A 25,049-nucleotide genomic window follows, 5' to 3' on the forward strand; every position below is an offset into this window, starting at 1 on the left:
CGTTTGGCGGGCGCGAAGGTTCACGGAACCGGCTTGGCTGTTGGTGGATTGGAACAGGGTAACCCTCAAAGGAGGCCAAGATGGCTGATCGCCCACAGGACGATTTCGATAACGAACCCGAAGAAGTCGATACCAACCGCGCCGTGCGTCAAGGGCTCGGAGTCGGCGCTCGCGAACTGGCCGCAATCGGCGAGAGCGGCGAGAAGGGGACGTTGGAAACATCCCACCCCGGCAAGAAGAAAGACGACACCATCGAATCGGACAGTGGCCGCGCGGCCAGTGTGCTGGATCGCAAATAGTCACAAGCCCCGCCTGATGGATCAGGCGGGGCTCGTTTTTGACCGGACATTACGTCGGATCAGTTCTCTTCCTTGGTATCGGCGTCGTTGACCAAAACCTTGACCGTGCCGTTGTAGGCAAAGGTTCGGGATGTGGCCGCCTCGGTACCCGAGTTGAACGTCGCGCCGCCATACGGTGTGTAAACCGCGGTGGTGCTGATACCGATCTGGATCGCGTCATAGGCCTTGCCCACCATGTCGGGCGCTGCGGCCACCAGCACATATCGCTCGTCCTGACGCGGACGGAACTGCACCGAATAGATGCTGCCGCGATAGAAATACTCGTCACGATTGAAGGTGCGGGTCTGGTTACCCTGCGCATCCAAGACCACAACCTCGGGCGCGAAGATGCGGTTCTGGTCCAGTTGTGAGCCGACGATGAGGGTCTTGTCCTCATAGTCTTGTGGCAGCGCGAGAAGGACGTAGGGCACCGCAGCCCCGTTTCGCATGATGCAGGCCGCTGTCTCGTCCACTTCGGCGACCACCAGATGGACCGCGCGTTCCTTGTCGGGCGTCATCGACAAGGGCGCGCTCAGGTCGGGCGTCGTCGAGCAACCCGCATTGGCATAGCTCAGCACCGGTGCCGGAATGGGCGGAGCCGAGGCGCAGGCCGCAACCCCCGCCATCAGACCCGAGAGAATGCCCACACGCGCAAACATCGGCCCGGCCATTATTGGAGCAGTCGCACAGTGGTCGCGACGACCTGATTCAGCGCATCCGAGATGCCATCCGCTAGACGCTGCGGATCTTCCAACAGAGCGTCACGGTTCTGAAATTCGTATTCCGGATTGGGCGGCAGGGTGATGGTGCCGTCGGGTGCATGCAAAACATTGTAGTAGATGATGTTTTCCATGATGGTGGACTTGTCCGACGCCTTCACCAGACGGACTTTGGCCGCAACCGACGGGCGGAACGGCTGACCCGCGCCCGAAGACAGATAGCCATAGTGCTGAACCGCGACATCCAGCAGGGCATCGGCGGTGGCGCTATCGGGATACTCTTTCAGGAAATCGTATTTGGTGCGGGTGTTCTCGGTCAGCGGCGCAACGCTATAGCCGAGGTTGGCAAGGCTGCTGGACAGACGTTGCTCCAGCATGGTCTCGGCGTCGAAGCTAACGCTATCGAGAGCCTCGTTCACCGCATTGCGGCGGCTGGCCTGGATACCGGCATCTACCAGAGCGCCGATCAGGCCGAAGTTGGAACCGACCGAGGCGACCTCGAAGGCGATCGCATCTTCGGGCAATGAATCGTCGATCAGCGAGACCTGACGGATGTTGTGCTGTGTGCGTTCATACGGCGTGGCGACATAAGGTGTGGCGCACGCGCTCAGCGTGATCAGAGCCGCGATGGCGGCGAGTTGGCGTAACATGAATATTCCCCCTGTAACCGCTAGTTGAGCGGGCAGAATATTTCTGTCAAAGCGAAAATAACGTCGTTCGGATTATTCCCGTTCAGTGATGGGGAAAAACGAAAACACCTCCGATCCCTGCGGAGCGGAGGTGTCTGAAATCGTTATATAAATCGCCTTAGAGCGTTTCGTAGATGCTCTGGAACAGGGTGGCACCATCGGCGCTGCCCAGCTCGGCTTCGAAAGCGCGGTCCGGGTGGGGCATCATGCCAAGCACATTGCCGGCTTCATTGGTGATGCCCGCGATGTCGTTCACCGAACCGTTCGGGTTGTCGACATAGCGGAAGACCACCTGGCCGTTGTCTTCGATACGCTTCAGAGTCTCGGCATCGGCGAAGTAGTTACCGTCGCCATTGCCCTGGGTCATGATGACTTCGGACTGTTCGCCATACAGCTTGGTGAAGCGGGTGTTGGGGTTGGCGACCTGCAGGCTGATCGGCTTGCAGATGTATTTAAGCCCCTTGTTACGCAGCAGCGCACCCGGCAGCAGGCCCGTTTCGCACAGGATCTGGAAGCCGTTGCAAATGCCCACGATGGCCACGCCGTCTTCGGCGGCCTTCTTGATGGCTGGCATAATGGCCGATTGGGCAGCCATCGCGCCGCAGCGCAGATAGTCACCGTAGGAGAACCCTCCAGGAATGACGATCAGGTCCAGACCCTTGGGCAGCTCGCTATCTGCGTGCCAGACCATGGAGACTTGCTCGCCAGTGGAGCGTTCGACGGCGACCTTACAGTCGCGGTCACAGTTGGAACCGGGGAATACGATGACGGCTGCGCTCATGGGCGGGCCTCCTAGCACCCTTCTCGGAAAATGTCAGTCGATGGTCAGGGGTTTTTCGCGACAGTTTTGCGACCAGTCACGTAGGCGACGATCCAGATCGCGAAGCCGCCCAGCGCCAAACCCGCCCCGACAAACCCTGTCGAAGTCCAGCCAAACCCTGCTGCAATCGCCATTCCGCCCAGCAGGGGACCTAGCGCATTAGCTAGATTGAACGCCGAATGGTTGAGCGCGGCGGCCAAGGTCTGCGCATCACCGGCCACATCCATCAAACGCGTCTGCAGGACCGATCCCAGACCGCCGCCCATGCCGATCATCACGACGACAGGCAGCAGGGTCGACAGATTCTGTGCTGCGGCGGGGTAGAGGCAAAGTGCGAATGCACTCCACAACAGAAGTCCTGCTGCGGCTTTCATGCCGAACCGGTCGGCGGCCCAGCCCCCCAGAATATTGCCGATCATCATGCCGACGCCGAAAATGGCGAAGATCATCGGCAACAGTGAAGGACCTACACCCGTCACCGCCTGCGCCGTCGAGGCCAGATAGGCATAGACGCAGAACATCCCGCCAAACCCGATGGCACCGACGCCCAGCGTCAACCAGACCTGACCGCTTCTGAGTGCGCCCAGTTCGCGCATAGGCACTGCGTCGGGATCGCCTTTGTCACGCGGAGCGAACAGGGCGATCAGCACCATGGTCAGCACTGCGACGGCGCTCACAATGGCAAAGGTCCAGCGCCAGCCGAAGTTCTGGCTGACCATGTTGACCACGGGCACCCCGAAAACGGTTGCTACCGTTAGGCCCAACAATGTTGTGGACACGGCACGCGAGCGGAACTGGATCGGTACAATGCTGGCAATCAGCAGGGCCGCGACCCCAAAATAGGCTCCGTGCGGAATACCGCTGAGGAAACGGAAGACCAGCATGGTGGAATAGTTCGGCGCAATGGCGCTCAGTCCGTTGCCAATGGCGAACAGGCCCATAAAGCCGATCAGCTGAAACCGGCGCGGCAGCCGCGCCCCCAGCACAGCGAGAATAGGGGCACCAATGACGACGCCGGCGGCATAGGCGCTGATGACGTGCCCGGCGGTGGGCTCGTCCACGCCCAGGCCCTTGGCAAAGTCCGGCAGCACACTCATGGCTGCGAACTCGGTCACGCCGATAGCGAAGCCGCCCATCGCCAGTGCAATCAATACCAGCGCCAGCCGACGGGCAGGCAGGAAGTCGGGCGTGGTCGGCGTATCAGCAGGCATGTGGGGCTTTAGCGTAGTGGGGGAGGAGGGCGGGATATAGCCCTCCTGCGGCCCATTACAACGCGGGGCCCGGCATTTGGTGGTCCTGCATCCCGCTCAGCCAGTCGCGAACCTTGGGATGTGAGACCGAAAGCCCCAGCTTTTGCGAGACGAAGATTTCGAGCATCAACCGGTCGTCGTCGTTTTCGACCCTCAGCCAGCGGGCTTCGACCGGCTGTCGTGCCAAGGGCGTAAACGGAACAGCGCGCCGGCGGAAGTTCGAAAACACGCTGTCCGCCAGTGACGCCGCCCGCACCAGTTGAATCGAGATCGACGCCCTGAAGGACGGGTACAACAACGAAGCCTCGTCCAGATGCGGCGGGGCACCTGTCAGGACGGGCTCATCCTGCACATAGAAGACATACAGGGCATCGGTTTCGGGCAGGAAGCCACGGACGACAGGCATCCGTGGCTGTGCCATCAATTGTTTGTACAGGCCGGGCAACGCCGACAATCTGTCGGGAGCCACCATCGCGCCTTACTCGCCCTTGTTTTCGTAGATGCCGGTGATCGAGGCCTTGGCGAGGGTGTGGAAGTGCAGGTTGAAGCCGAACACCGCGCCGGAGTTGTCGGCCGTCACGTCCAGACGGTCGGTATCGACGGCGAAGACAGTGAAGATATAGCGGTGCGGGCCGTGACCGGCGGGCGGGGCAGCGCCACCAAAGCCCGGCCGGCCAAAGTCGGTGCGGCCCTGAATGGCGCCCGACGGCAGCTTCCCGCCGTCAGGTGCACCTGCTCCGGCTTCCAACTCGGTCACGTCAGCCGGAATATTGGCGACGGTCCAGTGCCAGAAGCCAGAACCGGTCGGGGCATCAGGATCATAGCAGGTGATGGCAAAGGACTTGGTGCCTTCCGGAGCGCCCGACCATGCAAGGTGCGGCGAGATATTGCCCTTGGCGTAAACCTGCGCGTCCGGCAGCTGGCCGCCGTCGGTCAGGTCGTTGGAAGTCAGGGTAAAGGTCATGGGCGTACCCTCCACAGATTGACGCTGGAACTCTACCCTTGATGGGCAAGCGAACGACGTACCGCAAGAGCTAGGTTCGCATCGGCACGGAAGTTTGGGAGAAACGATCCGGAAGCCAGCATGAAAATACGCTTGTTGCTACAAAACGAGTACGTCTAACGGGCCGAGAATTGCGAGCATCTTTGAGCAAGACGTTTTCGATAGAAATCGCCGGTCATTTACAGCCTATCATTGAACTTCCAGCAACGAATACCGTCCTGATATAGGAGGGATTAAGATCATTGGTTGGTGTAGGCATTTAAATCATTTTGGAGGAAATATGGTCGGTTCTAAAAAAGAAAATTTTGAGATTGCTCTTGGAACGTTAGGATTAAACCTGATGTTCATATCATTTTATTTGGTATTCAATCTAAATTTGGTCAGCGCGATAGCGTCGCCAGCCCTACTTGCGATTGGTTTAGCCTTATCTATTTCATTCAAGGCATTCGAGACAAACTCAGAGCAAAATAGATTTATTAACAGTGATAATATTACTCCAAAAGAAAAAATGAAATGCAGTATCGTCCTCAGTAATGGTTTTTACTTGTTCGTGTATTTTTATAATTTTTGGAACGTTAAAGGAATTATTATCTAGCTCTGTTGCATTTATTGATAGTTTTTATTTTAATGGATACTATCTTATCCCATTCTATATTGTGCATACTATATTTTTGCGTATAAAGCTGAATAATATGATTAAAAGTAGGCAGCATTGTCAGTCGAAGGCTGATGATAACTGACCTTGCTGCTCAAACCGGATGATGCCTCCTGCCAGATCAGTACTGTGAAATATTCTGGCGGTGGTCCGGGGTAGGTGAAGCGTTCGTCCTGCGTGAAGCCGAAACGGCTGTAATAAGCCGGATCGCCCAGCACGACGCAGCCGCTAGCACCGATGGTGCGTAACTGCTCAAGGCCCGTCTCGATCAGCTTCTGCCCGATACCGCGACCCTGAAGATCGGGATGTACCGACACAGGTCCCAGACCGAACCATCCGGCTTGCTCGCACCATTTCACGGGAGAGAAGGCGGCGTGGCCAACAATCTGGCCTTGGAGGTCTGCCACAATGGAAATGGTCAGGGCCTTGGCATCGCGCAAAGCGTCGATGATGCGTGGCTCGGACCCGTCACTGTGGGGATGACCCCTGAACGCTAACTGGGTCAGCGAAAAGACTGCGGCCCGATCCGCTAGGGACTCGGGCCGCAAAATCATTTTAGGCGATCTCGATCTTGTAGGATTCGATGACCGTGTTGGCGAGGAGCTTCTCGCACATGGCCTTCACCTCGGCGTCTTTGTCGGCAACGTCGTCGGCCAGATCGAACTCGACCATCTTGCCGACGCGGGCGTTGGAAACACCAGCCCAGCCCAGACCTTGCAGAGCGCCTTCAACGGCCTTGCCCTGAACATCCAGCACGCCCGGCTTGAGGAAGACGTGAACCTTAACCTTGGCCATTAATGCAGCCCCCCTTGGATTACAGTCGGCATGTCTTTCATGATGCCGAGACGGCGAGCCACTTCGGTGTAGCTCTCGATGACATTGCCCATGTCGCGGCGGAAGCGGTCTTTATCCAGCTTCTCGCCCGTGGCGGTGTCCCACAGACGGCACGAGTCAGGGCTGATTTCGTCGGCAAGGATGACGCGCGAGAAATCGTTCTCGTAGACGCGGCCAAACTCGATCTTGAAGTCCACCAGCGTGATGCCGACAGCCGAGAACATGCCCGACAGGAAGTCGTTCACGCGGATGGCGGTGGCCAGAATGTCGTCCAGCTCTTGGGTCGTGGCCCAGCCGAAGGCGGTGATGTGCTCTTCGGAGATCATCGGATCGTTGAGTTCGTCTTTTTTATAGTAGAACTCGATGATCGAACGCGGCAGCGGCGTGCCTTCTTCCAGGCCCAGACGCTTGGCGATTGAACCGGCAGCGATGTTGCGGACCACGACTTCCAGCGGAACGATCTCGACTTCGCGGATCAGCTGCTCGCGCAGGTTCAGGCGCTTGATGAAGTGGTTGGTGATGCCGATCTGGTTCAGACGGCTCATCACAAACTCGCTGATGCGGTTGTTGATGACGCCCTTGCCTTCCAGCTGGGCTTTCTTTTCGCCGTTGAAGGCGGTCGCGTCATCCTTGAAGTACTGGATCAGCGTGCCGGGCTCAGGACCCTCGTAAAGGATCTTTGCCTTGCCCTCATAGAGCATTTTGCGCTTGGTGTTCATCACTGGCGTTCCCGAACGGGGAGGTAACGGTGGCCTTCAAAACAAAAAGCGCGCGCCCCTAAACGTCGGGGCGGCGCGGCCTTTGAATCGATGGCGGCTAAATAGAACCGAGTGCCCTTTAGCCGAACGGCGGCTGTGACACAAATATCCAAACTTGAGACTGGCGTTATCAACGTGTTTAAGGCTTGTTGACGTTTGGGCATCCTCAAGGCCATAGAGCCGCATACGGAGACCCAAATCAGTCCGTTAGCAGGAGTTACGACGCGCATGACGACCTTCGAAGATCGGGAACAGGCCTACGAGGCCAAATACGCCCTCGATCAGGAACAGGAATTCAAGGCCATCGCCCGTCGCAACAAGATGCTGGGTCTGTGGGCGGCCGAGAAGATGGGCCTGTCCGCCGAGAGCGCTGACCAATACGCCGCTGCCGTCGTGCGCGCTGATTTTGAACAGCCGGGCGAAGAAGACGTGTTCCGCAAGATCGCGGGCGACTTCAAGGGCGCTGGCCTGACCGTCTCCGAGGGCGAAGTGCGCTCCAAGATGGACGAGCTGGCCTCGATCGCACGCGAGCAGATTCGTTCGGGCGAATAAGTTTCGGGGCCTTTCGGCTCCACCGAGATAAAGGAAAGGCCCGCAACCGGAGGGGAAGGTTGCGGGCCTTTTTTTACTGGCCTGCCTCGGGGGGACTCAGAGGGCAGACATGCGCACTGCCAGCGCGACTGTAGAACTCACAAAACAGCAGTCGGTTTCATTCAGGGCATCAATACCGTGTCGACGACATGGACGACACCGTTGGTGCGGGCCTGATCGGCGACGGTGATCATGGCTTTACCGCCCTTGGCGTCGGTCACTTCCCAGCGGCCGCCACCGGTGTCACGCAGCGTCAGCTTGCCGCCCTGAACCGTCGTCAGGGTCGCAACACCGCCATTGGCGGCGGCTTGGGTTGCAAGGTCTGCAGCGGTGAGTTTACCCGGGACCACGTGATAGGTCAGGATTTTGCTGAGATCGGCCTTTTTGGCCGGCTGCATCAGGGCGTTGCGATCTGCCGCCGGAATCTTGTCAAACGCCGCATTGGTCGGCGCGAACACCGTGAACGGACCGGTGCCCGACAGGCGCTGTTGCAGGCCGGCCGACTGGATTGCCGAAGTCAGGGTGGTGAAATCAGGCGCGGTGCTGGCGGCGGCCACAATGTCCTGCGTCGGTGCAGCTGCCGGCGTGGTCGCCGGTGCCGGAGTGGCAGGCTCGTTGGCCGGTGCCGAATTCTGCGTCGACGAATTATTACCGCAGGCGGCAAGAGTCAGCGCAGCCGCAGCGCCTGCGATAAGGCCGAAAGTCGTGCGAGTTTTGATCATCTTGGGTTCTCCCTGTTCGGTCGCGCTCTGGCGACTGCGGGAGAAGTACGGTTCAGGACGGCAAAGGATGCAGATTTCGCCCGAAATGTGATCGGTGCCGGACATTAGTCCGTTTGGGAGATCCCAAGTCTGTCGCGCCACTGGCCGGCTTTTTCGGTCCACGGGCGAGCGTGTGCCGGGCTGGAGGATGGCAGGTCCACCAGACGCACCGTGCCGATATTGCCCTCAAGGATACGTCTGCCGATCTGGGCCGACTTGGCGCCGTTAAAAGCGACAATGCGCAAGGCGGGCAAACTTGAAATCAGGCCCAGAAGGTCCGCAGCCTCGGGCGAGCGGATGGCGGCGTCCAGACTTCCGGCCCGCTCTGCCGAGGCCAGAACATCCCAAAGGCCGAAACCGTGGCTCATTATGGCTGACAGGCGCGCTTCATAGGGCAGGCCTGCGATATCCTCTGCCACCAGATCCCCCATGATCCGCCAGAAGGCATTCCGCGGATGGGCATAGTACTGACCGGCCGCCAGCGATGCGACGCCCGGCAAACTGCCAAGGATCAGGACGCGCGTTTCGGGGCTGACCTGCGGCGCAAAGCCGATCGCGCGCTCGCCCATATCAGCGCCCCTGATGGTTACGCAGCCAGCCCACGACCGAGTGGCGGGGGCGTTGGGCATAGGGTGCCACAGGGGCGACAGAGTGCATCTGGGGCACGCTGAACAGCGTCAGGGTATTGAACCGAGGGATATAGCCGCGCGTGACATCGCCGTTCTCGTCGTGGAACAGCAACTGCCCCCCCCAGTCGGGGCGCCAATCACGCGTAAAGCCCAGCGTATAGGCGGTGAGGCGGTCGCTATCTTCGCTACCGACGTCGTTGTGCAGTCCGATAAAATCGCCGGGGCCATAGCGGGTCAGCTGACCGTCGGCCTTGGCTACTGCGGGCTGGTTGGTGACAAACGCCCCGAAGGCCACAAACTCGGCGTTGAGGAATTCGGTCAGGCGGTGGATCGGGTGTCCCGGATCGCGCTGCTCCAGATAGGCGATGATCAGCGGATAAACGCGATAGATAAAACCGTACCCGTTTCCCGAGCGACGGATCATATCCGCCGTCCGTTGGGCCAAGGCATCGGCGTCCGATGCGGTTTGATCGGGCTTTAGCACCACAGGGCGGCCATCTTCGCCCTCGAATGCCAGATCGTAGGGCAGTGTCTCGAGCATCGTGGCGATGTGTTCGGCCACGTCCGGCTCGAAGATGTCGGGAATCTGTACGAAGCCGGCACGCATATAGTCGGCACGCGCAGCGGCGGCCTTTACACGCGGATTGATGCGGATCGTCGGCACACTCATGGATCGTCTCCCCTACGCTCAAGGCTTAGCGGGGGAGGATTGGTCAGACAAGAAAAAGGGGAGGCCCCTTCGGAGCCTCCCCACATTCAAAACGCGATTGGCCTATCAGCCGCCAAAGACGCGGTTGAAGATCACGTCGACATTTTTGGTGTGGTAGCCAATGTCGAACAGGGCCTCTAGTTCGGCGTCCGGCAGGGTCACGCGCTCGTCTGCCTTCAGGAAGTCGATGAAGCGGCCTTCGCCACGCCAGACCTTCATGGCGTTCTCTTGCACGGCGGCATAGGCGTCTTCACGGCTGATACCAGCCTGCGTAAGAGCCAGCATGACACGCTGCGAGAACACGAGGCCACCAAGGCGGTCCATGTTCTTCTGCATGTTGTCCGGATAGATGTTCATGCGCTCGACGACGCCCGCCAGACGGTGCAGGGCGAAGTCGAGGTGGATGGTGGCGTCCGGACCGATGCCGCGCTCAACCGACGAGTGGCTGATATCGCGCTCGTGCCACAGGGCGACGTTTTCCATCGCCGGAACAACCGACGAGCGGACGAGGCGTGCGAGGCCAGTCAGGTTCTCGGTCAGGATCGGGTTGCGCTTGTGCGGCATGGCCGACGAGCCCTTTTGACCCTTGTCGAAGAACTCTTCGGCTTCCAGCACTTCGGTGCGCTGCAGGTGGCGGATTTCGGTGGCCAGACGCTCGATCGACGAGGCGATGACGCCAAGGGCGGCAAAGTAGGCCGCGTGACGGTCGCGCGGGATGACCTGTGTCGAGACCGGCTCGACCTGCAGACCCATCTGGTCGGCGACGTATTGTTCAACTTCCGGCGAGACGTTGGCGAAGGTGCCGACCGCGCCCGAGATGGCGCAGGTGGCGATCTCTTCACGGGCGGTGACCAGACGGCGACGGGCGCGTTGCCACTCGGCGTGATAGCCAGCCAGCTTCAGACCGAAGGTTACCGGCTCGGCGTGGATGCCGTGCGAGCGACCGACGCAGACGGTGTATTTGTGTTCCTTGGCGCGGGTTTCCAGCGCCGCCAGAACGCGATCCACACCGGCCAGCAGCAAGTCCGACGAGCGGGCCAGTTGCACGGCAAAGCAGGTGTCCAGAACGTCCGACGAGGTCATGCCCTGGTGCAGGAAGCGGGCTTCGTCACCAACGATTTCCGCAACGTGCGTCAGGAAGGCGATGACGTCGTGCTTGGTGGTGCGTTCGATCTCGTCGATGCGGTCGGCATCGAAGGTGGCATCCTTGCCCTTGGTCCAGATCGCCTCAGCGGCTTCGGTCGGGATCACACCCAGCTCGGCCATCTTGGTGGCGGCGTGGGCTTCGATCTCGAACCAGATCTTGTACTTGGTGTCCTGGGACCAGATGGCGACGGCTTCGGGGCGGGTGTAGCGCGTGATCATGGTTGCGCTCATTCCTTCCCAACGCGCCATGAGTCAAGGCGCGCAAAGCCATGTTATGCAGGGGTCACGAAACCTTCATAGAGCAGAGCGGTTTGACTTCGCGGAACACGGTCCTATTTTATGGCCGATCAGGAGGACGACCTCCCCCATAGCGGGCATCCACGTCGGGACGACCCGACATGCCATGCATAGGGAGTCTGTCGTGGCCTGGGTTTTCCTTTTTCTCGCCGGTCTGTTTGAAATCGTCTGGGCTTTTCTGATGAAAAGCTCCGAGGGCTTCACCAAGCTTTGGCCGTCCATCGGCACCATCGGCTTCATGATCGTCAGCTTTGGCCTGCTGGCAGTGGCGATGAAATCGCTACCGCTGGGAACGGCTTACGCCATCTGGACCGGTATCGGGGCCGTTGGTGCCTTCATTGTCGGTATTACGGTTCTGGGCGAGGCGATTACGCCTATGCGGGTGATCGGGGGTCTGCTTATCGTGTCGGGGCTGGTTGTGCTGAAACTGTCATCCAGCCACTAACGCTTTTGAGGGGAGGCGGGCGAAATGAAGCTGCTCATAGGTCCAAGGCAATATTCCACATGGTCCTTGCGGCCCTATCTGGTTTTGAAAAGGGCTGGTGCCGACTTCACAACGCTCGATGCCCGCTATGATACGCCCGAGCAAAAGGCGGCACTTTCCAAGGTGTCGCCATCGGGGCTTGTCCCTCTACTGATGATTGGCGAAGACAAGATCTGGGACAGTCTGGCCATCAGCGAGTGGGCCGCAGAGACCTATCCAGAAGCCGGTCTTTGGCCAGCAGACGCTAAGGCCCGCGCCTATGCCCGCGCGGTCACGGCTGAAATGCATTCAGGCTATCACGCGCTGCGGCACTACTGCGGCACCAGCTATGAGCATCCGCAAGTTGGACTTTCATTCGCGCCTGCGCCCGAGCATCCCGATCTGTCCGCAGACATCAGGCGGTTGGTCGGTGTTTGGACGCAGATGCGTCAGCGGTTCGGTAGCGAAGGGCCTTGGCTGTTCGGGCGCTGGTCTATCGCCGATGCCTTTTTCACGCCTGTGGCTGCACGGGTGCGTCATTTCCAGCTTGATCTGGGTGCGCACGGGGACGAACAGAGCATTGCCAAAACCTATGCCGCGACTTTGCTGTCCAATCCCGATTATCTGGAATGGGAAAAGGCCGCTAGCGTCTGAAAGATTGGAACTTTCGACAGCTAAGAGAACGATGTTTTAAAACTTGCCCGCCAAAGTCTGTTGGATAACAGGGCGGACAGCATGCGAACAATCGACCGGGGTACGAATTGGGGACGCCGCACACGAGCCTACGCCATTTTAGTGGTGGCGCTGGGTGTCGGGTGGGCGCTGGTCCAGAGCAGCTTCTACTAAGGGCAGGCCTAGTTGCCCGTCGGAGCCTGTTCGGCAAACGCCGTCTGGGTCGGCTGGGGCAGCGGGGGCTGGTAGTCCAACGACACCGGAATAGCGCGAGCACCGGACACGACTGCGTCCAGCGTGTTAAGCGGGCCGCCCATCAGGCGCTTGTAGATCCAATAGGCCGCGACCACCTTTTCCACGTAATCGCGGGCTTGCGGCACGTCGATCGTCTCGATCAGCAATAGCGGATCGGCGTCTGTGCCCAACTTGCGCATGGCCGCGATCATCGGTCCGGGGCCAGCGTTGTAGGACGCAACCGTCTTCAGGATATCGCCGCCGAAGCTCTCGATGGACATAAGGCGGTTCAGATAGTCCTGACCCAGTTTCATATTGTGCGACGGGTCCAGCAGGCGTTGCGGCTGGCGGGTATAGGACTGATCGCCGGTCATATAGGCGGCTGTCGACGGCATGACCTGCATGAGGCCATAGGCACCCGCGCCCGAACGGACACCGGGGTCAAACGCTGACTCCTTGCGGATCAAGGCGTACACAAGGGCCTGATCAACCGTATAGCCACCCTCTGGGAACAGGGGCGGCATCGGATAGTCGGCAGCATCGACCGCCGAAGCGGCGCGCTCGGCGGCGCGACCGGGGGCAACCAGATTATACAGGCCTGCCCACATTTGCCGGGCTTGCAGATCGCGCGAGCGGCGAAGACCTTCTCGCGCGGCCTCGGCGGCATCCGAACGGCGACCCACTTCATACAGAGCCAGCGTGCGGCGCGCAGTCTCGTCCTGATGGACAAAGGCGTTCAATGCGCGACCGTCCACCTGAGGGGCGGTCTCCCCACCACCAGCGGATCGGTTGACGGCGTAGTAGGAGCGCGGGCCGGTATTGTTGATCACCAGTTCCTGCCCCAGCTGGTGCAGGGCAATCTGGCCATAGAAGGTTGCGGGCCAGCGGGCAGCCTGTTGCAAAAGAGGCTGGACGCGATCCTGACGGCTGGTCTGGGCTGCGGCGCGCGAGGCCCAATAGGCTGCGCCCGCGCGGACCCACGGGTCTTCGGTCGGATCATCCAGCACATGCTGGAACGCGACGTAGGCGTCGTTGAAACGGCTCATACGCCACGCGGCCATGGCCGAGGTCCACCAGTCCCCCAACTCGATGCCCGTATCGTAGGCACCTTGAAGATCGTCATTGTTCAGCATGACGCGGGCGGCACGCGACGGATCGATAGAGCTTTGTCCGGCGCGGGTCACACTGTCCCAAGTGCGCGTCAGGAAACCGCCTGGACGCGGGGGCGGGGTGACGCCGTCGGGCAGACGACGCATGGCCAGACTATAAACCCGCTCGGCCATCGGTAGGTCCGAGAAGTTCTGAAGCCAGATGACCAGTTCGTCGTAGGTGGCGACATGGTTAGCGTGGAAGAGGCGCTCGAACTCCAGTTGCCCCAGCAGGATGCGATCCTGAACACGCTGGGCGCTGGCGCGGGCGGTCTCCAGATCGCCGCGACGCAGGGCATCGAAGGCGGTGGTGTAGGTCAGGCGATCCGCGCTGCTGAGGGCCGACGGCGAAGATTGATCGGCATCATAGGGCACAGCAGAAGACGCAGCCGCTCCCGTCGTCGCCACATCGGTCGCTTCGGTCGCTGTAGATGGCGTTGCCAGTGCCAGCGGCGCGAGCAGTGCAATCAGGGCCAGTGCGGATTGTGGGCGGGATACAGAAAATCGAAAGGCGCACTGCGCTCTGTTGTCGAACTTCATGAGCGCGGAGGCCCCCTTCATCGGCGTACTGACGGTTTTGCGAACCGGACAGATCGCTCTGTGGATTGGTCACCAGATCGGGGAATAATGCCCGTTTTTGGACATCCACTCAACTTTTTAAGGTTACAGCTTGGCCGTTACGGCAAGCATATCGCGCCAAACGGCACCCTTGGCGAGCGGCTGTTGCAACAGGAAACCGGGGTGGAAAGTGGTCATAACGGGCAGGGCGGAATGCCCCTCCGGCGTCCACTCCTTCCACTGGCCTTGGAGGCGTAACAGGCTCTCGTTACTCGACAAAATCCCGCGAACAGCGACTGCGCCGATCAACAGCACAGCTTTAGGCTGAATGAGCTGGATGGCGCGCTCGATGAAGGGCAGGCAGACGGCCTGTTCTTCCGGTGTGGGAGGACGATTTCCGGGCGGGTGCCAAAAGACGGTTTGCGTCAGATATGTCCTGTCGGCCACACCTGCGGCGACAAGAATCCGGTCGAGCAAGCGTCCGGCGGGTCCCGAAAACGCCTGTCCGGCATTGTCATCGTCGCCGGTCGGGGCGTCCCCGATCACCAGAAGATCCGCATCTGCCGCGCCGCACCCGAACAACGCGTTGCGCGCGCCCATCATCTTCAGGGCGCATCCGTCAAAGGCAGCGACGGAGGCGATCAGGGCATCCAGGGTTTCAGCCTGCGTGGCCAGTTGCCGCGCCGCCGGAACGCCGGCAGCGGTATTGGTTGTCCCGAGCGGGCCGCGCACCGGCTGTACGGCGGCAAGCTTTTGCACAGCCGCAGGTGTCGGCAGAGCTTGAATAACGGTATGATCAACCGGCTCGTCTAGATAGCAGGCGTCCACGCCCGCATCGAGCCAAAAGGCGAGCAGGGATTCGTAGGCGCCGATATCCGAAGTTTGAGCGTTCATTCCAGTTATAGCCATTAAGCCTTGACCGCCCCCGCGTCACCTACCGATAAGGCTTATAACCACGAAGATATTATGGATTCCGGGGATCACATGACCGAACAAGTAACCGAAGGCGGCGCCAAGAACGCCTGGCAAGAGGCTGTCATCGACAATCTGCCGCCGCTGGAGGCGCTGGCCGGTGTCGAGCGCGAGGTCATGGAATATGACGTCGTCATCATTGGCGGTGGTCCTGCTGGCCTGTCGGCAGCGATCCGTCTGAAGCAGCGTGCTGAGAAGGACGGCAAGGAAATCAACGTCGCCGTTCTGGAAAAGTCTGCCGAAATCGGCGGCCACATCCTTTCGGGCGCAGTGATCGATCCCAAGGCGCTGAACGAACTCTTCCCGAACTGGAAGGAAATGGGCGCGCCGCTCGAGACTCCGGTCAAGGAAGACAAATTCCTGGTGCTTGGCCCGGCAGGTCAGATGGGCCTGCCGATGTTTGCCCTGCCGCCGTTTATGCACAACCACGGCTGCTACATCGGCTCGCTGGGCAATCTGGCCCGCTGGCTGGGCGAGCAGGCCGAGGCTCTGGGCGTCGAAGTCTATCCGGGCATGGCGGCCAGCCACGTTGTCTGGGGTGACGATGGCCGTGTGAAGGGCGTTGTTGCCGGCGTGTTCGGTATCGACCGCGAAGGCAAGCCGACTGGCGACTTCCAGCCGGGTATCGAACTGCATGGCAAATATGTCTTCATCGCCGAAGGCGTGCGGGGTTCGCTGGCCAAGACCATCATGGCCAAGCACAACCTGTGCGACGCTGCCGAACCGCAAAAGTTCGGCATCGGCATCAAGGAGCTGTGGCAGATTCCGGCGGAAAACCACAAGCCGGGTCTGGTGCAGCACACCACGGGCTGGCCGCTGGATGACAAGACCGGCGGTGGTTCGTTCCTGTACCACTTCGGCGACCGCTATGTGTCGGTCGGCTTTGTGACGCACCTGAACTACAAGAACCCGTACCTGTCGCCGTTTGACGAGTTCCAGCGCTTCAAGCACCACGAGTCGGTTGCGCATCACCTCGAAGGCGGCACCCGTATCTCCTACGGCGCACGTGCCATCACCGAGGGCGGTTTCCAGTCGGTGCCGAAGCTTGCCTTCCCGGGCGGCGCACTGATCGGCTGCTCGGCCGGTTTCGTGAACGTGCCGCGCATCAAGGGCAGCCACAATGCCATGAAGACCGGCATGCTGGCTGCTGATGCCGCCTATGATGCCGTCATCGCTGGTCGCGAGGGCGACGTGCTGGAAGCCTATGAAGCGTCCTACAAGACCTCGTGGGTCTATAAGGAACTTAAGATCGTTCGTAACGCCAAGCCGCTGCTGACCAAGTTCGGCACCATGCTGGGCGGCGCGATCGGCATGTTCGACCTGTGGGTGAACCACCTGACGGGCGGCTTCTCGTTCTTCGGTACGATGAAGCACCACAAGACGGATGCGGCCTCGACCGAACCGGCCTCGATGCACAAGCCGATTGCCTATCCGAAGCCGGACGGCAAGCTGTCGTTCGACAAGCTGTCGTCGGTGTTCATCTCAAACACCAACCACGCCGAAGATCAGCCCGCTCACCTGAAGCTGCTGGACCCGAGCGTGCCGATCAACGTCAACCTGCCCAAGTATGGCGAGCCTGCTCGTCTGTACTGCCCGGCGGGTGTGTACGAGGTGGTTTACGCCAACGAAGCCGAAAAGACCGATCCACGCTTCGTGATCAACGCCCAGAACTGCGTCCACTGCAAAACCTGCGACATCAAGGACCCGTCGCAGAACATTGTCTGGACCACGCCGGAAGGCGCAGGCGGCCCGAACTATCCGAACATGTAATCTGGCATGTAAGGCCCTGTAGGGTTTGAATGTTTTAAGGGAGGCGTTGCGATGTTCGCGACGCCTCCTTTTTTGGGCGCGGCGGGTTACGCCACCTTGCCGACCGCAGAGAAAAAGTGAACTGTCGGCCGTATGATGCCTATTCGTCCTCTTTTGATGACCGTCTCTGTCGCTGCGCTGATCGTGGCGTCTCCCGCTCTGGCGCAGGAGGTGCAACCGGTTCCCGCTCCCGAGCCGTCGCAGGTGCCGCTGATCCGTATGGCCCCCGCCGAAGACGAACAGGTCGAAGAGCCGCAAGACCAGGGCGAGGACGGAGAACCCGCGAGCACGGAACTTCCGCCCGAGCCGGTGGTCGCCATTCCTCAGGAATGGGCTCCCGTTCCGACCACGCCGGAAGGCCGCAGTGCCTACGGTTACTACCTTGCGGGACGCTCGGCTTTGGCCTCGGGCGATACGCAGCAAGGTGCGGTCCTGCTTCAGCAGGCGAACCGTCTGACCCCCGAGCAGCCCCGCCTTCGCGAACAGGCATTTACCGCTGCTATTCTCGCAGGTGACCTGAAATTCGCAGCGGGCATTGTTCCGGATGCGCCGGGGGTGTCACCGACCATCACCGAAGCGGGTCAACTGATCCGTGGCATTGAAACCTATTTGGCCGACGGTGCGCGCAAGGCCAACCGCCTGCTGGCCGAGCGCCCTGTAGAAATGCCGCATGATCGCGCGGCTACCTATGCGCAGGTCTGGATCGCCGCCGAAGCGGGCGACTGGAACCGCGCGCTTGCGGCTCCGCCTGCAGACTTCGACCCCATCAGTACCTTGGTCGCCCGCAGCAACCGCGCGCGCCTGCTCGAAATCCGCCGACGTTACGAAGAGGCCGAGAACGAGTGGAAGGAACTGACCGCGCATGCCGTGGCCGGAAGCCTGTTCCGTCTTGGATATGGCGAGTTTCTGGAGCGTCGCCGTCGCGGTGAAGAAGCTTTGGCCTTGTACACTGCTGCCATTCAGGCAGGGCAGGCCGAACCGCGCATCTATCTGGCCCAGCAGCGGGTAATGAACAAACAGCGCCCGCCAGCGACCCTGCGCTACCGCGAAGGTGTCGCCATGTCCCTGCGCACCGCCGCAGACCAGATGGTGGCCCAGAACGCCAATGAGTTCGCCGCCGTGTATCTGCGACTGTCACAACAGATTTCGCCCAATGCGCAAACCCAGGCCTACATTGGCCAGACCTTGATTAACGGCAATCTGCCGGGTGCCGGGCGTGCGGTTCTGGCGGAGATTCCGCCCAGCGAGGGACCGCTCTATGCCAACGCCCGTGCCCAGCGCGGCATGAGCTTTGACAAGAGCGGCATGAACGAAGAGGCATTGGCCGAGTTCAAGCTGGCTGCCGAGGCCGCGCCGGACGATGCGCCTATCGTCTATGCCCTCGCCAATATGCTGATCAAAATGGAACGCTTCGAAGAGGCGCTGGAAATCCTCAACGGTCCGCTGCTGAATACTGCTGACCAGATTTACGAAGTCCGCTTCATGCGCGGTGCCGCACTGGAGGCTGTGGGCCGCCGTGCCGAGGCCGAAGCGGAGTTGAACGCCGCCCTCGCTCTGCAACCCAATGAGCCTAGCGCGCTGAACTATCTCGGCTACCTCTGGGTCGAAAGCGGCGAACGCGTCGACGAAGGCATTGCTCTGATCCAGCGCGCCCTGGCCGCTGATCCCGAAGATGGACATTATCTGGACTCGCTGGGCTGGGGCTATTTCAAGAGCGGCAAGCCCGAGCAGGCGCTTGAACCCATCGAAAAGGCCGTGGCCAAGGAGCCGGCCAACGCCGAGATCAACGACCATCTGGGCGATGTTTATTGGGCCTTGGGACGCCAGAAAGAGGCTGGCTTCCAATGGCAACGGGTGTTGACGCTGGACGTCGACGACAAGCGTCGCGCCGAGGTCGAGGCCAAGCTGAAAGACAGGTTGAACCAGCTTCCCTATGACAGGGTTGCTCCGGCGGTCGTGCCCGCTACCCAGCCCTGAGATACCACCCAGACCTGAGACTGAACGCCGCCGATGACTGACACCCTGACCCTGTTGGCCCCCGCCAAGGTCAATCTGTATCTGCACGTCGCGCCGGTGATGGCTGACGGCTATCATCCCCTCGATAGTCTGGTAGCCTTTGCCGATGTCGGTGACCGTATCACGGTCTCGCATGCGCCAAGCTTTAGCTTCGAAGTCGTGGGGCCCTTCGCACAGGGCATCGGCGAGGATGCGGACAATCTGGTGGTTCGCGCTCTGCTGGCGCTGGCATCGCATCTGGGCCGCGATGACCTGCCGTTGGCGATGACGCTGGATAAACGCTTGCCCGTGGCTGCGGGATTGGGCGGTGGTTCGTCCGATGCCGGAGCGGCGCTTCGTGCGGCCAATATGCTGCTGGAACTAGGGTTGGGTGATGAGGTGCTGGAACGGGTAGCCCGCAGCGTCGGTGCAGACGGCCCCATGTGCTATCGCGCCCAACCTGCCTATGCTTCCGGCGTGGGCGAGGTGCTGGAACCCGCCGATCTGCCGGCTCTGCATGCGGTTCTGGTGAACCCGGGCCTGCCGTCCCCCACGGGGGCAGTGTACCGCGCCTTTGACCGCAATCCCTCGGGACGCGCCGATCGACCGCAACCACCAGCCTCGACATCGTCGGTAGATGTTATTGCGTGGCTCGCGGAGCAGCGCAACGATCTGGAAGCTCCCGCCCTTTCGGAAACTCCGGCCATTGGATCGGTGATTGAAGCGCTCTCGGATCTTGAGACCTGCCGCATGGTCCGGATGTCCGGTTCGGGGGCCACGGTCTTTGGACTGTTCGAGGATCAAGCCGCCGCGCTGGATGCGGCCTTTGCGCTGGAACGTGACGGCTGGTGGGTACGTCCGACGGTACTGGGCGCTCCGGCTCTGGTCCTCGGATAAACCGTTAAAATCCATTATGGCTAGCGATTAACGGCTTCGTGACATCGTAGTGTTATCCCAGTGCCATGCTGGTCCTGAGCCCAAAACAGACTGATGGTTTCCATCTGACGCTGGCCTCGCTGCCGACGGAAGACCGTCTGCGACTGGAGGCATTGCTGCCGGACGCTGTCATCAACAGTGTGACTGCGGCACCCCATTGGGACTTCGAGCTTTGCGCAAAGAAGGTCAACGAGGTTATCGGCACGACGCCTGATGACGAGGCCACGGGCCATCTTCGGCGCGGGATTATCGCGACATGGTGTCTGGAGCTTCCGCGGCGGATCGCGGCCTACAACCTGCCTGCCGAGGTCTTTGACGCCTATCCCTACTGGCTGGACCGTTTGTCGGGCGAGTTGAGCGAGGGCGAGGGGGCGTATGATCCCGACCATTGGGCCAAGGATGTGCGCTTCGCTATGGGGCTCAGTGTTCCGGCCACCCGCACCCACCTGATCGATCTTTCGTCGCCTGTGGGTCCGGGGCAGGCGCTGCGCCATTCACGCGCTGGCCTGGGTATATCGCCGCCGTTCCGCTGGGTGCTGGCCAAGGGCTGGGGCACGTGGCTGGAAGTCCATACCGAAAGCCGGGACACCGCCGATTTTACTGCCGAAGGCTGGGACCGCGCATGGCTCGCTATGGCGGGCATTCTCGAGAAATACCCCGGGCTGGTGGGGGGGATTGGTTCGAGCTGGTTTTATGATCCGCCGCTCAGCAAGATCAGCCCGCGTCTGGCCTATCTGCGCGAAACGCCTCTGAAAAACGGGGCCTTCATGATCCATCAGGGGCCGGGCGAAATCCACACACAGCGGGCAGGGGCGACTTCCCCGACCCGCCGCGCCTTGATCGAGGCGGGTGAGTACACGCCCCGCTCCTGGCTTATGGTCTGGCCGCGCCGTGCCCTATTGAAGTGGGCCGCGTCGGAGAGGGCACGTCAGGCGCGCGCTGCCGCCATCATCGAACAGGCCGAAGAAACCGTCGCAATCGCCAGCCCTGCCTGACGCGCCAGCGTAATCACCCGCAACAGGTCCTGCGGCGTGCATCCATACGGCGACGGCTCACGCTCGACATCATGGCCATAGGCGATCAGCCAGCCATTGTTTTGCGCCGTGCGAGCCATCTGGCCTTCGAGATCGTAGTGGGGCAGGCGACGGCTTTCCAAACCGATAGCTTGCAGGTTGTTGCGGTCCGCCTTCCCGAGGTTCACGCCGTCACGCACCCCGCGCGAGCGTTCGAAATGTCGCGCGACCACGGCTTTAGCTGACAGGGCAACATCCCCGAACGGCCAAGCGAACTGGGTCATGCGATAACCGTCCAACCGCTCAGCCACCCATTGCGCGTTGCGGCTGATTTGGGCGTCCAGCGCCTGCGGGCTGATCCTGAGGGCGCTGACGTGATCGAAGGTGTGACACCCGACCTCGTGGCCGGCTGCATGCAAAGCCAGAAGGTCCTCGACCGAGAACTGGCGCTTGCCGATATTCTCGGCATCGCACAGCCCGCCCGCGACGAAATAGGTGGCCAATACGCCGTGATCTTTCAGGATCGGCCCCGCCACCTCCCATGCGCTCTTGGGAAAATCGTCGAAGCTGATGCTGAAAACGCCGCCCTCGATCCCCACAGGTACAGGCTGGGTACCCAAAATGCGGGCGGCGCGGCGACGAATAGGATCGATGAGTTCGTGCATAACGACGTTTCTTTACGGCAAAGCTGATTGCTGACAAATGAAGGGGGTTGGTTGCCTTGCCGCGCACGGACGAGCGGCTTATGGTCCGCGCCTCCCGAAATCGGACTGAATGTCGACCCGTGGCCGCAACTGAACCTCTTTCGTTTCAGGACCTGATCCTGACCCTTCACGCTTATTGGAGCGAGCAAGGCTGTGCTATCCTGCAGCCCTATGACATCGAGGTGGGCGCAGGAACGCTGCACCCTTCGACGGTCCTGCGTGCTCTGGGTAAGAAGCCGTGGAAGGCTGCCTATGTTCAGCCGTCGCGTCGTCCGGGTGATGGCCGCTACGGTGAAAACCCGAACCGCCTGCAGCACTATTACCAGTATCAGGTCATCCTGAAGCCGAACCCTGACAACCTTCAGGAGCTGTATCTGAACAGCCTGAAGGCCATCGGCATCGACCCGAGCCTGCATGACATCCGCTTCGTCGAAGACGACTGGGAAAACCCGACCGTCGGCGCGTGGGGGCTGGGCTGGGAAGTCTGGTGTGACGGTATGGAAGTCACCCAGTTCACCTATTTCCAAGGCGTGGGCGGCATTGAAGTCGATGTGGTTTCGGGCGAGCTGACCTACGGTCTGGAACGTCTGGCTATGTATGTTCAGGGCGTCGACAACGTCTATGACCTGAAGTTCAACAAGGAAGGCCTGACCTACGGCGAAGTCTTCCTCGAGAACGAGCGCCAGCAGTCGGAAGCCAACTTCCACGGCTATGACGTGGCGGGCCTGAAGCGCCGCTTCGAGGATATGGAAGCCGAGGCCTCGCGCCTTCTGTCCATGACCGGCCCGCAAGGCCAGCCGCTGGTCCTGCCAGCCTATGATCAGGTTCTGAAAGCCTCGCACCTGTTCAATCTGATGGACGCACGCGGTGCCATCGCCGTGGCCGAGCGCCAGTCCTACATCGGCCGCATCCGCGACCTGTGTAAGGCCTGCGCCACCGCCCAAGTCGAACAAGAGCGCCGCGAGGAAGCGGCTGCCGAAGCGAAAAACGCCTGATCATGTCCCAGCTTCTTATTGAAATCTTCTCGGAAGAAATCCCCGCCCGCATGCAACAAGGCGGTGCGCGTGATCTGGAGCGCATGGCGTCCGACGCCTTCAAGAAGGCCGGCCTGACGTGGGAAAGCCTGACCACCTATGGCGGCCCGCGCCGCCTGACGCTGGTGGTTGAAGGCCTGCCTGCCGCGACGCCGGACCTGAACGAAGAGCTGAAGGGTCCGAAAACCTCGGCTCCGGCTCAGGCGCTGGAAGGCTTCCTGCGCAAGACCGGCCTGACGCAGGACCAACTGGTCGAGCGGGATGGCGTCTATTACGCGCAAGTCTCGCAAAAGGGCCGCGCCACGACCGAGGTCGTTGCCGAAACTCTGGACCACATCTTCCACACCATGTCGTGGCCGAAGTCCCAGCGCTGGGGCTCGGGCAGCTTCCGCTGGGTGCGTCCGATCCACCGCATCATCGCCCTGTTTGACGGCGCGGTGATCCCCTATGCGCTGGACCTCGGAAGCACCATCGGTGGTGAGGGCAAGAAGATCGTTGCCTCGAACGTGACCGAAGGCCACCGCTTCATGGGGGCGGGCCAGCCGTTCGAAGTCACAGACTTCGCCGACTACCGCACCAAGCTGGAACGCAATTTCGTCGTCCTGTCGTTCGAGGACCGCAAGGCCAAGGTGCTGGACGGTGCCAAGGCTGTTTGCGCCGCCAAGGGTCTGGAACTGGTCGATGATATCGGCCTGCTGGACGAGGTGGCCGGTCTGGCTGAATGGCCGACGCCGATCCTTGGTGACATGGACCCGCAGTTCCTCGCCCTGCCGCCGGAAGTCGTGCGCCTGTCGATGAAGGTGCACCAGAAGTATTTCGCCGTCAGCCAACCGGGCGCAGAGGGTCTGGCTCCGCACTATGTCGTCGTCGCCAACGTCGAGGCTGCCGATCGAGGCAAGGCTCTGGCCGCAGGTAACACCAAGGTGCTGTCTGCCCGTCTGAACGACGCCCGCTTCTTCTGGGAAGAGGACCAGAAGGTCGGCTTCGACAAGTGGAACGAAAAGCTCTCGGGCGTCACCTTCCACGCCAAGCTGGGCACGATGGCCGAGCGCGTCGAGCGCATCGCCAAACTGGCCGCCGAGATCGCCCCGCTGGTCGGTGCCGATGCCGCCGAGGCCGAAAAGGCCGCCCGTCTGTCCAAGGCTGATCTGGCCTCGGGCATGGTGGGCGAGTTCCCGGAACTGCAAGGCATTATGGGCGGCTACTATGCCCGCCTCGCTGGCCAGCCGGACGCCATCGCCGACGCCATCCGCGACCACTACAAACCGCAAGGTCCGTCCGACAGCGTGCCGACCGCACCGCTGACGGTCGCTATTGCTCTGGCGGACAAGATCGACACTCTAGTTGGTTTCTTCGCTATCGATGAAAAGCCGACCGGCTCGAAAGACCCGTACGCCCTGCGCCGTGCGGCTCTTGGTACGATTAGGCTCGTAGAGGCAAGCGACGTCCGAATGCCTCTGATGACTGCCATTTTGAACGGTCTCGCGGCGATAGCTGTTGGTGCTCAGAAGTCGGGCTTCACACACATCCAAGAGGGAGAGAAGATTTTTGATGTCAACAAAATCGACATCAAACCATTCGTGTCTAAGGATCGTTTCATACTCTACGGTATCCTCGACAAGGAAACCGCTGAGTTAGGGAGCGTTAGCATTGAGGATCAGCGCGAGTATTTGGGAGGAGAGATCGTTGTCCCTTCTTTGCTCGCCTTCTTCGCTGATCGTCTGACCGTCCTGCTGCGCGACCAAGGTCAGCGTCACGACCTCGTGGCCGCCGTGTTCGCACTGGGCGACGATGATCTGGTGCGTATCGTGTCGCGCGTCGAGGCCCTGTCGGGCTTCCTCGCCACCGACGACGGTGCCAACCTTCTGGCCGGTTACAAGCGCGCGTCCAACATCCTCAAGGCCGAGGAGAAGAAGGGCGCTCTGCCGTCTGGCGAGGTCTCGACCTCGATGGCCAACCAGCCAACCGAGGAAGTCGCCCTCGCCAACGCCACCGCAACGGCAGATGCCGCTGTGAACATGGCGCTGGAAACCGAAGACTTCGCCGCCGCCATGACGGCACTGGCCGCGCTTCGTGCTCCGGTTGATGCCTTCTTCAATGGCGTCATGGTCAACTCGGACGTGGCAGAAGAACGCGACAACCGGCTCAAGCTGCTGGTTCAGGTTCGCGAAGTCATGGGTCGTGTGGCCGACTTTGGACAGATCGCCGGCTAAGCCGGCTATCAGTGTCACACAAGCTTCACACTCGGAACGGCACCCTTAGGGGTGCCGTTTTGCGTTCGGGGCTCTTTTAGTGCCTGCATCGAGAAAAAA

At 60.9% G+C, this 25,049-nt stretch carries 27 protein-coding genes; 11 read left to right on the plus strand and 16 right to left on the minus strand.

What is annotated here, in order from left to right; genetic code table 11:
• Positions 1–80: 80 nt before the first annotated feature.
• On the plus strand, positions 81–299 hold the full coding sequence (locus tag LOX95_RS07150; protein ID WP_242913787.1) for a hypothetical protein: 219 nt from the start codon (positions 81–83) through the stop codon (positions 297–299).
• A gap of 59 nt (positions 300–358) precedes the next feature.
• On the opposite strand, the gene LOX95_RS07155 is transcribed toward LOX95_RS07150, so the two are convergent.
• From LOX95_RS07155 to LOX95_RS07180, 6 genes are all read right to left on the minus strand, one after another.
• On the minus strand, positions 359–1,009 hold the full coding sequence (locus LOX95_RS07155; RefSeq protein WP_242913788.1) for a MalM family protein: 651 nt from the start codon (positions 1,007–1,009) through the stop codon (positions 359–361).
• Positions 1,009–1,707 (minus strand): hypothetical protein, encoded by a 699-nt coding sequence (locus LOX95_RS07160; RefSeq protein ID WP_242913789.1) that lies wholly within the window; start codon positions 1,705–1,707, stop codon positions 1,009–1,011. The genes LOX95_RS07155 and LOX95_RS07160 overlap by 1 nt, the downstream gene beginning before the upstream one ends.
• A 157-nt stretch (positions 1,708–1,864) precedes the next feature.
• Positions 1,865–2,527: a phosphoribosylformylglycinamidine synthase subunit PurQ gene (gene purQ, locus LOX95_RS07165; RefSeq protein WP_242913790.1), complete on the minus strand. Its 663-nt coding sequence runs from the start codon at positions 2,525–2,527 to the stop codon at positions 1,865–1,867.
• 44 nt (positions 2,528–2,571) lie between these two features.
• Positions 2,572–3,777, minus strand: a complete 1,206-nt coding sequence (locus LOX95_RS07170) for an MFS transporter (RefSeq protein ID WP_242913791.1) — start codon at positions 3,775–3,777, stop codon at positions 2,572–2,574.
• Positions 3,778–3,832: 55 nt separating this feature from the next.
• Positions 3,833–4,237, minus strand: a complete 405-nt coding sequence (locus LOX95_RS07175) for a hypothetical protein (RefSeq protein WP_242913792.1) — start codon at positions 4,235–4,237, stop codon at positions 3,833–3,835.
• A 57-nt stretch (positions 4,238–4,294) separates the two neighbouring features.
• Positions 4,295–4,780 (minus strand): YbhB/YbcL family Raf kinase inhibitor-like protein, encoded by a 486-nt coding sequence (locus tag LOX95_RS07180; protein ID WP_242913793.1) that lies wholly within the window; start codon positions 4,778–4,780, stop codon positions 4,295–4,297.
• 319 nt (positions 4,781–5,099) lie between these two features.
• On the opposite strand from LOX95_RS07180, the gene LOX95_RS07185 reads away from it, so the two are divergent.
• Complete coding sequence (locus tag LOX95_RS07185; RefSeq protein ID WP_242913794.1) at positions 5,100–5,414, plus strand: hypothetical protein; 315 nt, start codon at positions 5,100–5,102, stop codon at positions 5,412–5,414.
• A gap of 101 nt (positions 5,415–5,515) precedes the next feature.
• Here LOX95_RS07185 and LOX95_RS07190 read toward each other — a convergent pair whose 3' ends face one another.
• The 3 genes from LOX95_RS07190 to purC are packed head-to-tail and all read right to left on the minus strand — an operon-like array spanning position 5,516 to position 7,027.
• Complete coding sequence (locus tag LOX95_RS07190; protein ID WP_242913795.1) at positions 5,516–6,028, minus strand: GNAT family N-acetyltransferase; 513 nt, start codon at positions 6,026–6,028, stop codon at positions 5,516–5,518.
• 1 nt (position 6,029) lies between these two features.
• On the minus strand, positions 6,030–6,269 hold the full coding sequence (purS, locus tag LOX95_RS07195) for a phosphoribosylformylglycinamidine synthase subunit PurS (RefSeq protein WP_242913796.1): 240 nt from the start codon (positions 6,267–6,269) through the stop codon (positions 6,030–6,032).
• On the minus strand, positions 6,269–7,027 hold the full coding sequence (gene purC, locus LOX95_RS07200; protein WP_242913797.1) for a phosphoribosylaminoimidazolesuccinocarboxamide synthase: 759 nt from the start codon (positions 7,025–7,027) through the stop codon (positions 6,269–6,271). The genes purS and purC overlap by 1 nt, the downstream gene beginning before the upstream one ends.
• A gap of 267 nt (positions 7,028–7,294) precedes the next feature.
• On the opposite strand from purC, the gene LOX95_RS07205 reads away from it, so the two are divergent.
• Positions 7,295–7,618 (plus strand): DUF1476 domain-containing protein, encoded by a 324-nt coding sequence (locus LOX95_RS07205; RefSeq protein WP_242913798.1) that lies wholly within the window; start codon positions 7,295–7,297, stop codon positions 7,616–7,618.
• Positions 7,619–7,779: 161 nt separating this feature from the next.
• Here the strand turns inward: LOX95_RS07205 and LOX95_RS07210 are convergent, their stop codons facing one another.
• The 4 genes from LOX95_RS07210 to purB form a co-directional block, all read right to left on the minus strand.
• A complete protein-coding gene (locus LOX95_RS07210; RefSeq protein WP_242913799.1) occupies positions 7,780–8,484 on the minus strand; it encodes a fasciclin domain-containing protein in 705 nt (234 codons plus the stop codon).
• Complete coding sequence (locus tag LOX95_RS07215; RefSeq protein ID WP_242913800.1) at positions 8,484–8,987, minus strand: DNA-deoxyinosine glycosylase; 504 nt, start codon at positions 8,985–8,987, stop codon at positions 8,484–8,486. The genes LOX95_RS07210 and LOX95_RS07215 overlap by 1 nt, the downstream gene beginning before the upstream one ends.
• A gap of 1 nt (position 8,988) precedes the next feature.
• Entirely contained in the window at positions 8,989–9,717 is a 729-nt protein-coding gene (locus tag LOX95_RS07220; protein ID WP_242913801.1) for a 2OG-Fe(II) oxygenase, read from the minus strand.
• Between the two features lie 105 nt (positions 9,718–9,822).
• Entirely contained in the window at positions 9,823–11,121 is a 1,299-nt protein-coding gene (gene purB / locus LOX95_RS07225) for an adenylosuccinate lyase (protein WP_242914067.1), read from the minus strand.
• Between the two features lie 202 nt (positions 11,122–11,323).
• Here purB and LOX95_RS07230 point away from each other — a divergent pair, with 202 nt between their 5' ends.
• Both LOX95_RS07230 and LOX95_RS07235 read left to right on the plus strand, forming a co-directional pair.
• On the plus strand, positions 11,324–11,644 hold the full coding sequence (locus LOX95_RS07230) for a DMT family transporter (protein ID WP_242913802.1): 321 nt from the start codon (positions 11,324–11,326) through the stop codon (positions 11,642–11,644).
• 24 nt (positions 11,645–11,668) lie between these two features.
• A complete protein-coding gene (locus LOX95_RS07235) occupies positions 11,669–12,316 on the plus strand; it encodes a glutathione S-transferase (protein ID WP_242913803.1) in 648 nt (215 codons plus the stop codon).
• 200 nt (positions 12,317–12,516) lie between these two features.
• On the opposite strand, the gene LOX95_RS07240 is transcribed toward LOX95_RS07235, so the two are convergent.
• Positions 12,517–14,256, minus strand: a complete 1,740-nt coding sequence (locus tag LOX95_RS07240) for a lytic transglycosylase domain-containing protein (RefSeq protein WP_242913804.1) — start codon at positions 14,254–14,256, stop codon at positions 12,517–12,519.
• A gap of 123 nt (positions 14,257–14,379) precedes the next feature.
• Entirely contained in the window at positions 14,380–15,168 is a 789-nt protein-coding gene (locus tag LOX95_RS07245) for a uracil-DNA glycosylase (RefSeq protein ID WP_242913805.1), read from the minus strand.
• Positions 15,169–15,363: 195 nt separating this feature from the next.
• Between LOX95_RS07245 and LOX95_RS07250 the strand changes: the two genes are divergently transcribed.
• The 4 genes from LOX95_RS07250 (at position 15,364) to LOX95_RS07265 (ending at position 20,981) form a co-directional block, all read left to right on the plus strand.
• Complete coding sequence (locus LOX95_RS07250) at positions 15,364–17,016, plus strand: electron transfer flavoprotein-ubiquinone oxidoreductase (protein WP_242914068.1); 1,653 nt, start codon at positions 15,364–15,366, stop codon at positions 17,014–17,016.
• Between the two features lie 156 nt (positions 17,017–17,172).
• Positions 17,173–19,032 carry a tetratricopeptide repeat protein gene (locus LOX95_RS07255; RefSeq protein ID WP_242913806.1) on the plus strand — a complete coding sequence of 620 codons (1,860 nt, stop codon included), beginning with the start codon at positions 17,173–17,175 and terminating at the stop codon, positions 19,030–19,032.
• A 33-nt stretch (positions 19,033–19,065) separates the two neighbouring features.
• Positions 19,066–19,947 (plus strand): 4-(cytidine 5'-diphospho)-2-C-methyl-D-erythritol kinase, encoded by an 882-nt coding sequence (locus tag LOX95_RS07260; protein WP_242913807.1) that lies wholly within the window; start codon positions 19,066–19,068, stop codon positions 19,945–19,947.
• Positions 19,948–20,012: 65 nt separating this feature from the next.
• On the plus strand, positions 20,013–20,981 hold the full coding sequence (locus LOX95_RS07265) for a hypothetical protein (protein WP_242913808.1): 969 nt from the start codon (positions 20,013–20,015) through the stop codon (positions 20,979–20,981).
• Here the strand turns inward: LOX95_RS07265 and LOX95_RS07270 are convergent.
• Positions 20,915–21,664: a polysaccharide deacetylase family protein gene (locus tag LOX95_RS07270; protein ID WP_242913809.1), complete on the minus strand. Its 750-nt coding sequence runs from the start codon at positions 21,662–21,664 to the stop codon at positions 20,915–20,917. The genes LOX95_RS07265 and LOX95_RS07270 overlap by 67 nt on opposite strands.
• A gap of 119 nt (positions 21,665–21,783) precedes the next feature.
• On the opposite strand from LOX95_RS07270, the gene LOX95_RS07275 reads away from it, so the two are divergent.
• Both LOX95_RS07275 and glyS read left to right on the plus strand, forming a co-directional pair.
• Positions 21,784–22,698 (plus strand): glycine--tRNA ligase subunit alpha, encoded by a 915-nt coding sequence (locus LOX95_RS07275; RefSeq protein ID WP_242913810.1) that lies wholly within the window; start codon positions 21,784–21,786, stop codon positions 22,696–22,698.
• A gap of 2 nt (positions 22,699–22,700) precedes the next feature.
• Positions 22,701–24,950, plus strand: a complete 2,250-nt coding sequence (glyS, locus tag LOX95_RS07280; RefSeq protein ID WP_242913811.1) for a glycine--tRNA ligase subunit beta — start codon at positions 22,701–22,703, stop codon at positions 24,948–24,950.
• Positions 24,951–25,049: the final 99 nt, after the last annotated feature.

Source organism: Brevundimonas pishanensis (assembly GCF_022750635.1).
Taxonomy (GTDB): Bacteria; Pseudomonadota; Alphaproteobacteria; order Caulobacterales; family Caulobacteraceae; genus Brevundimonas; species Brevundimonas pishanensis.

What these genes read in the sequence shown, in the direction of transcription:
- LOX95_RS07150 (WP_242913787.1), top strand. Translation starts at nt 81, where the DNA reads ATGGCTGATCGCCCACAGGACGATTTCGATAACGAACCCGAAGAAGTC.
- LOX95_RS07155 (WP_242913788.1), bottom strand. Translation starts at nt 1,009, where the DNA reads ATGGCCGGGCCGATGTTTGCGCGTGTGGGCATTCTCTCGGGTCTGATG.
- LOX95_RS07160 (WP_242913789.1), bottom strand. Translation starts at nt 1,707, where the DNA reads ATGTTACGCCAACTCGCCGCCATCGCGGCTCTGATCACGCTGAGCGCG.
- purQ (WP_242913790.1), bottom strand. Translation starts at nt 2,527, where the DNA reads ATGAGCGCAGCCGTCATCGTATTCCCCGGTTCCAACTGTGACCGCGAC.
- LOX95_RS07170 (WP_242913791.1), bottom strand. Translation starts at nt 3,777, where the DNA reads ATGCCTGCTGATACGCCGACCACGCCCGACTTCCTGCCTGCCCGTCGG.
- LOX95_RS07175 (WP_242913792.1), bottom strand. Translation starts at nt 4,237, where the DNA reads ATGGCACAGCCACGGATGCCTGTCGTCCGTGGCTTCCTGCCCGAAACC.
- LOX95_RS07180 (WP_242913793.1), bottom strand. Translation starts at nt 4,780, where the DNA reads ATGACCTTTACCCTGACTTCCAACGACCTGACCGACGGCGGCCAGCTG.
- LOX95_RS07185 (WP_242913794.1), top strand. Translation starts at nt 5,100, where the DNA reads ATGGTCGGTTCTAAAAAAGAAAATTTTGAGATTGCTCTTGGAACGTTA.
- LOX95_RS07190 (WP_242913795.1), bottom strand. Translation starts at nt 6,028, where the DNA reads ATGATTTTGCGGCCCGAGTCCCTAGCGGATCGGGCCGCAGTCTTTTCG.
- purS (WP_242913796.1), bottom strand. Translation starts at nt 6,269, where the DNA reads ATGGCCAAGGTTAAGGTTCACGTCTTCCTCAAGCCGGGCGTGCTGGAT.
- purC (WP_242913797.1), bottom strand. Translation starts at nt 7,027, where the DNA reads ATGAACACCAAGCGCAAAATGCTCTATGAGGGCAAGGCAAAGATCCTT.
- LOX95_RS07205 (WP_242913798.1), top strand. Translation starts at nt 7,295, where the DNA reads ATGACGACCTTCGAAGATCGGGAACAGGCCTACGAGGCCAAATACGCC.
- LOX95_RS07210 (WP_242913799.1), bottom strand. Translation starts at nt 8,484, where the DNA reads ATGTCCGGCACCGATCACATTTCGGGCGAAATCTGCATCCTTTGCCGT.
- LOX95_RS07215 (WP_242913800.1), bottom strand. Translation starts at nt 8,987, where the DNA reads ATGGGCGAGCGCGCGATCGGCTTTGCGCCGCAGGTCAGCCCCGAAACG.
- LOX95_RS07220 (WP_242913801.1), bottom strand. Translation starts at nt 9,717, where the DNA reads ATGAGTGTGCCGACGATCCGCATCAATCCGCGTGTAAAGGCCGCCGCT.
- purB (WP_242914067.1), bottom strand. Translation starts at nt 11,121, where the DNA reads ATGATCACGCGCTACACCCGCCCCGAAGCCGTCGCCATCTGGTCCCAG.
- LOX95_RS07235 (WP_242913803.1), top strand. Translation starts at nt 11,669, where the DNA reads ATGAAGCTGCTCATAGGTCCAAGGCAATATTCCACATGGTCCTTGCGG.
- LOX95_RS07240 (WP_242913804.1), bottom strand. Translation starts at nt 14,256, where the DNA reads ATGAAGTTCGACAACAGAGCGCAGTGCGCCTTTCGATTTTCTGTATCC.
- LOX95_RS07245 (WP_242913805.1), bottom strand. Translation starts at nt 15,168, where the DNA reads ATGAACGCTCAAACTTCGGATATCGGCGCCTACGAATCCCTGCTCGCC.
- LOX95_RS07250 (WP_242914068.1), top strand. Translation starts at nt 15,364, where the DNA reads ATGGAATATGACGTCGTCATCATTGGCGGTGGTCCTGCTGGCCTGTCG.
- LOX95_RS07255 (WP_242913806.1), top strand. Translation starts at nt 17,173, where the DNA reads ATGACCGTCTCTGTCGCTGCGCTGATCGTGGCGTCTCCCGCTCTGGCG.
- LOX95_RS07260 (WP_242913807.1), top strand. Translation starts at nt 19,066, where the DNA reads ATGACTGACACCCTGACCCTGTTGGCCCCCGCCAAGGTCAATCTGTAT.
- LOX95_RS07265 (WP_242913808.1), top strand. Translation starts at nt 20,013, where the DNA reads ATGCTGGTCCTGAGCCCAAAACAGACTGATGGTTTCCATCTGACGCTG.
- LOX95_RS07270 (WP_242913809.1), bottom strand. Translation starts at nt 21,664, where the DNA reads ATGCACGAACTCATCGATCCTATTCGTCGCCGCGCCGCCCGCATTTTG.
- glyS (WP_242913811.1), top strand. Translation starts at nt 22,701, where the DNA reads ATGTCCCAGCTTCTTATTGAAATCTTCTCGGAAGAAATCCCCGCCCGC.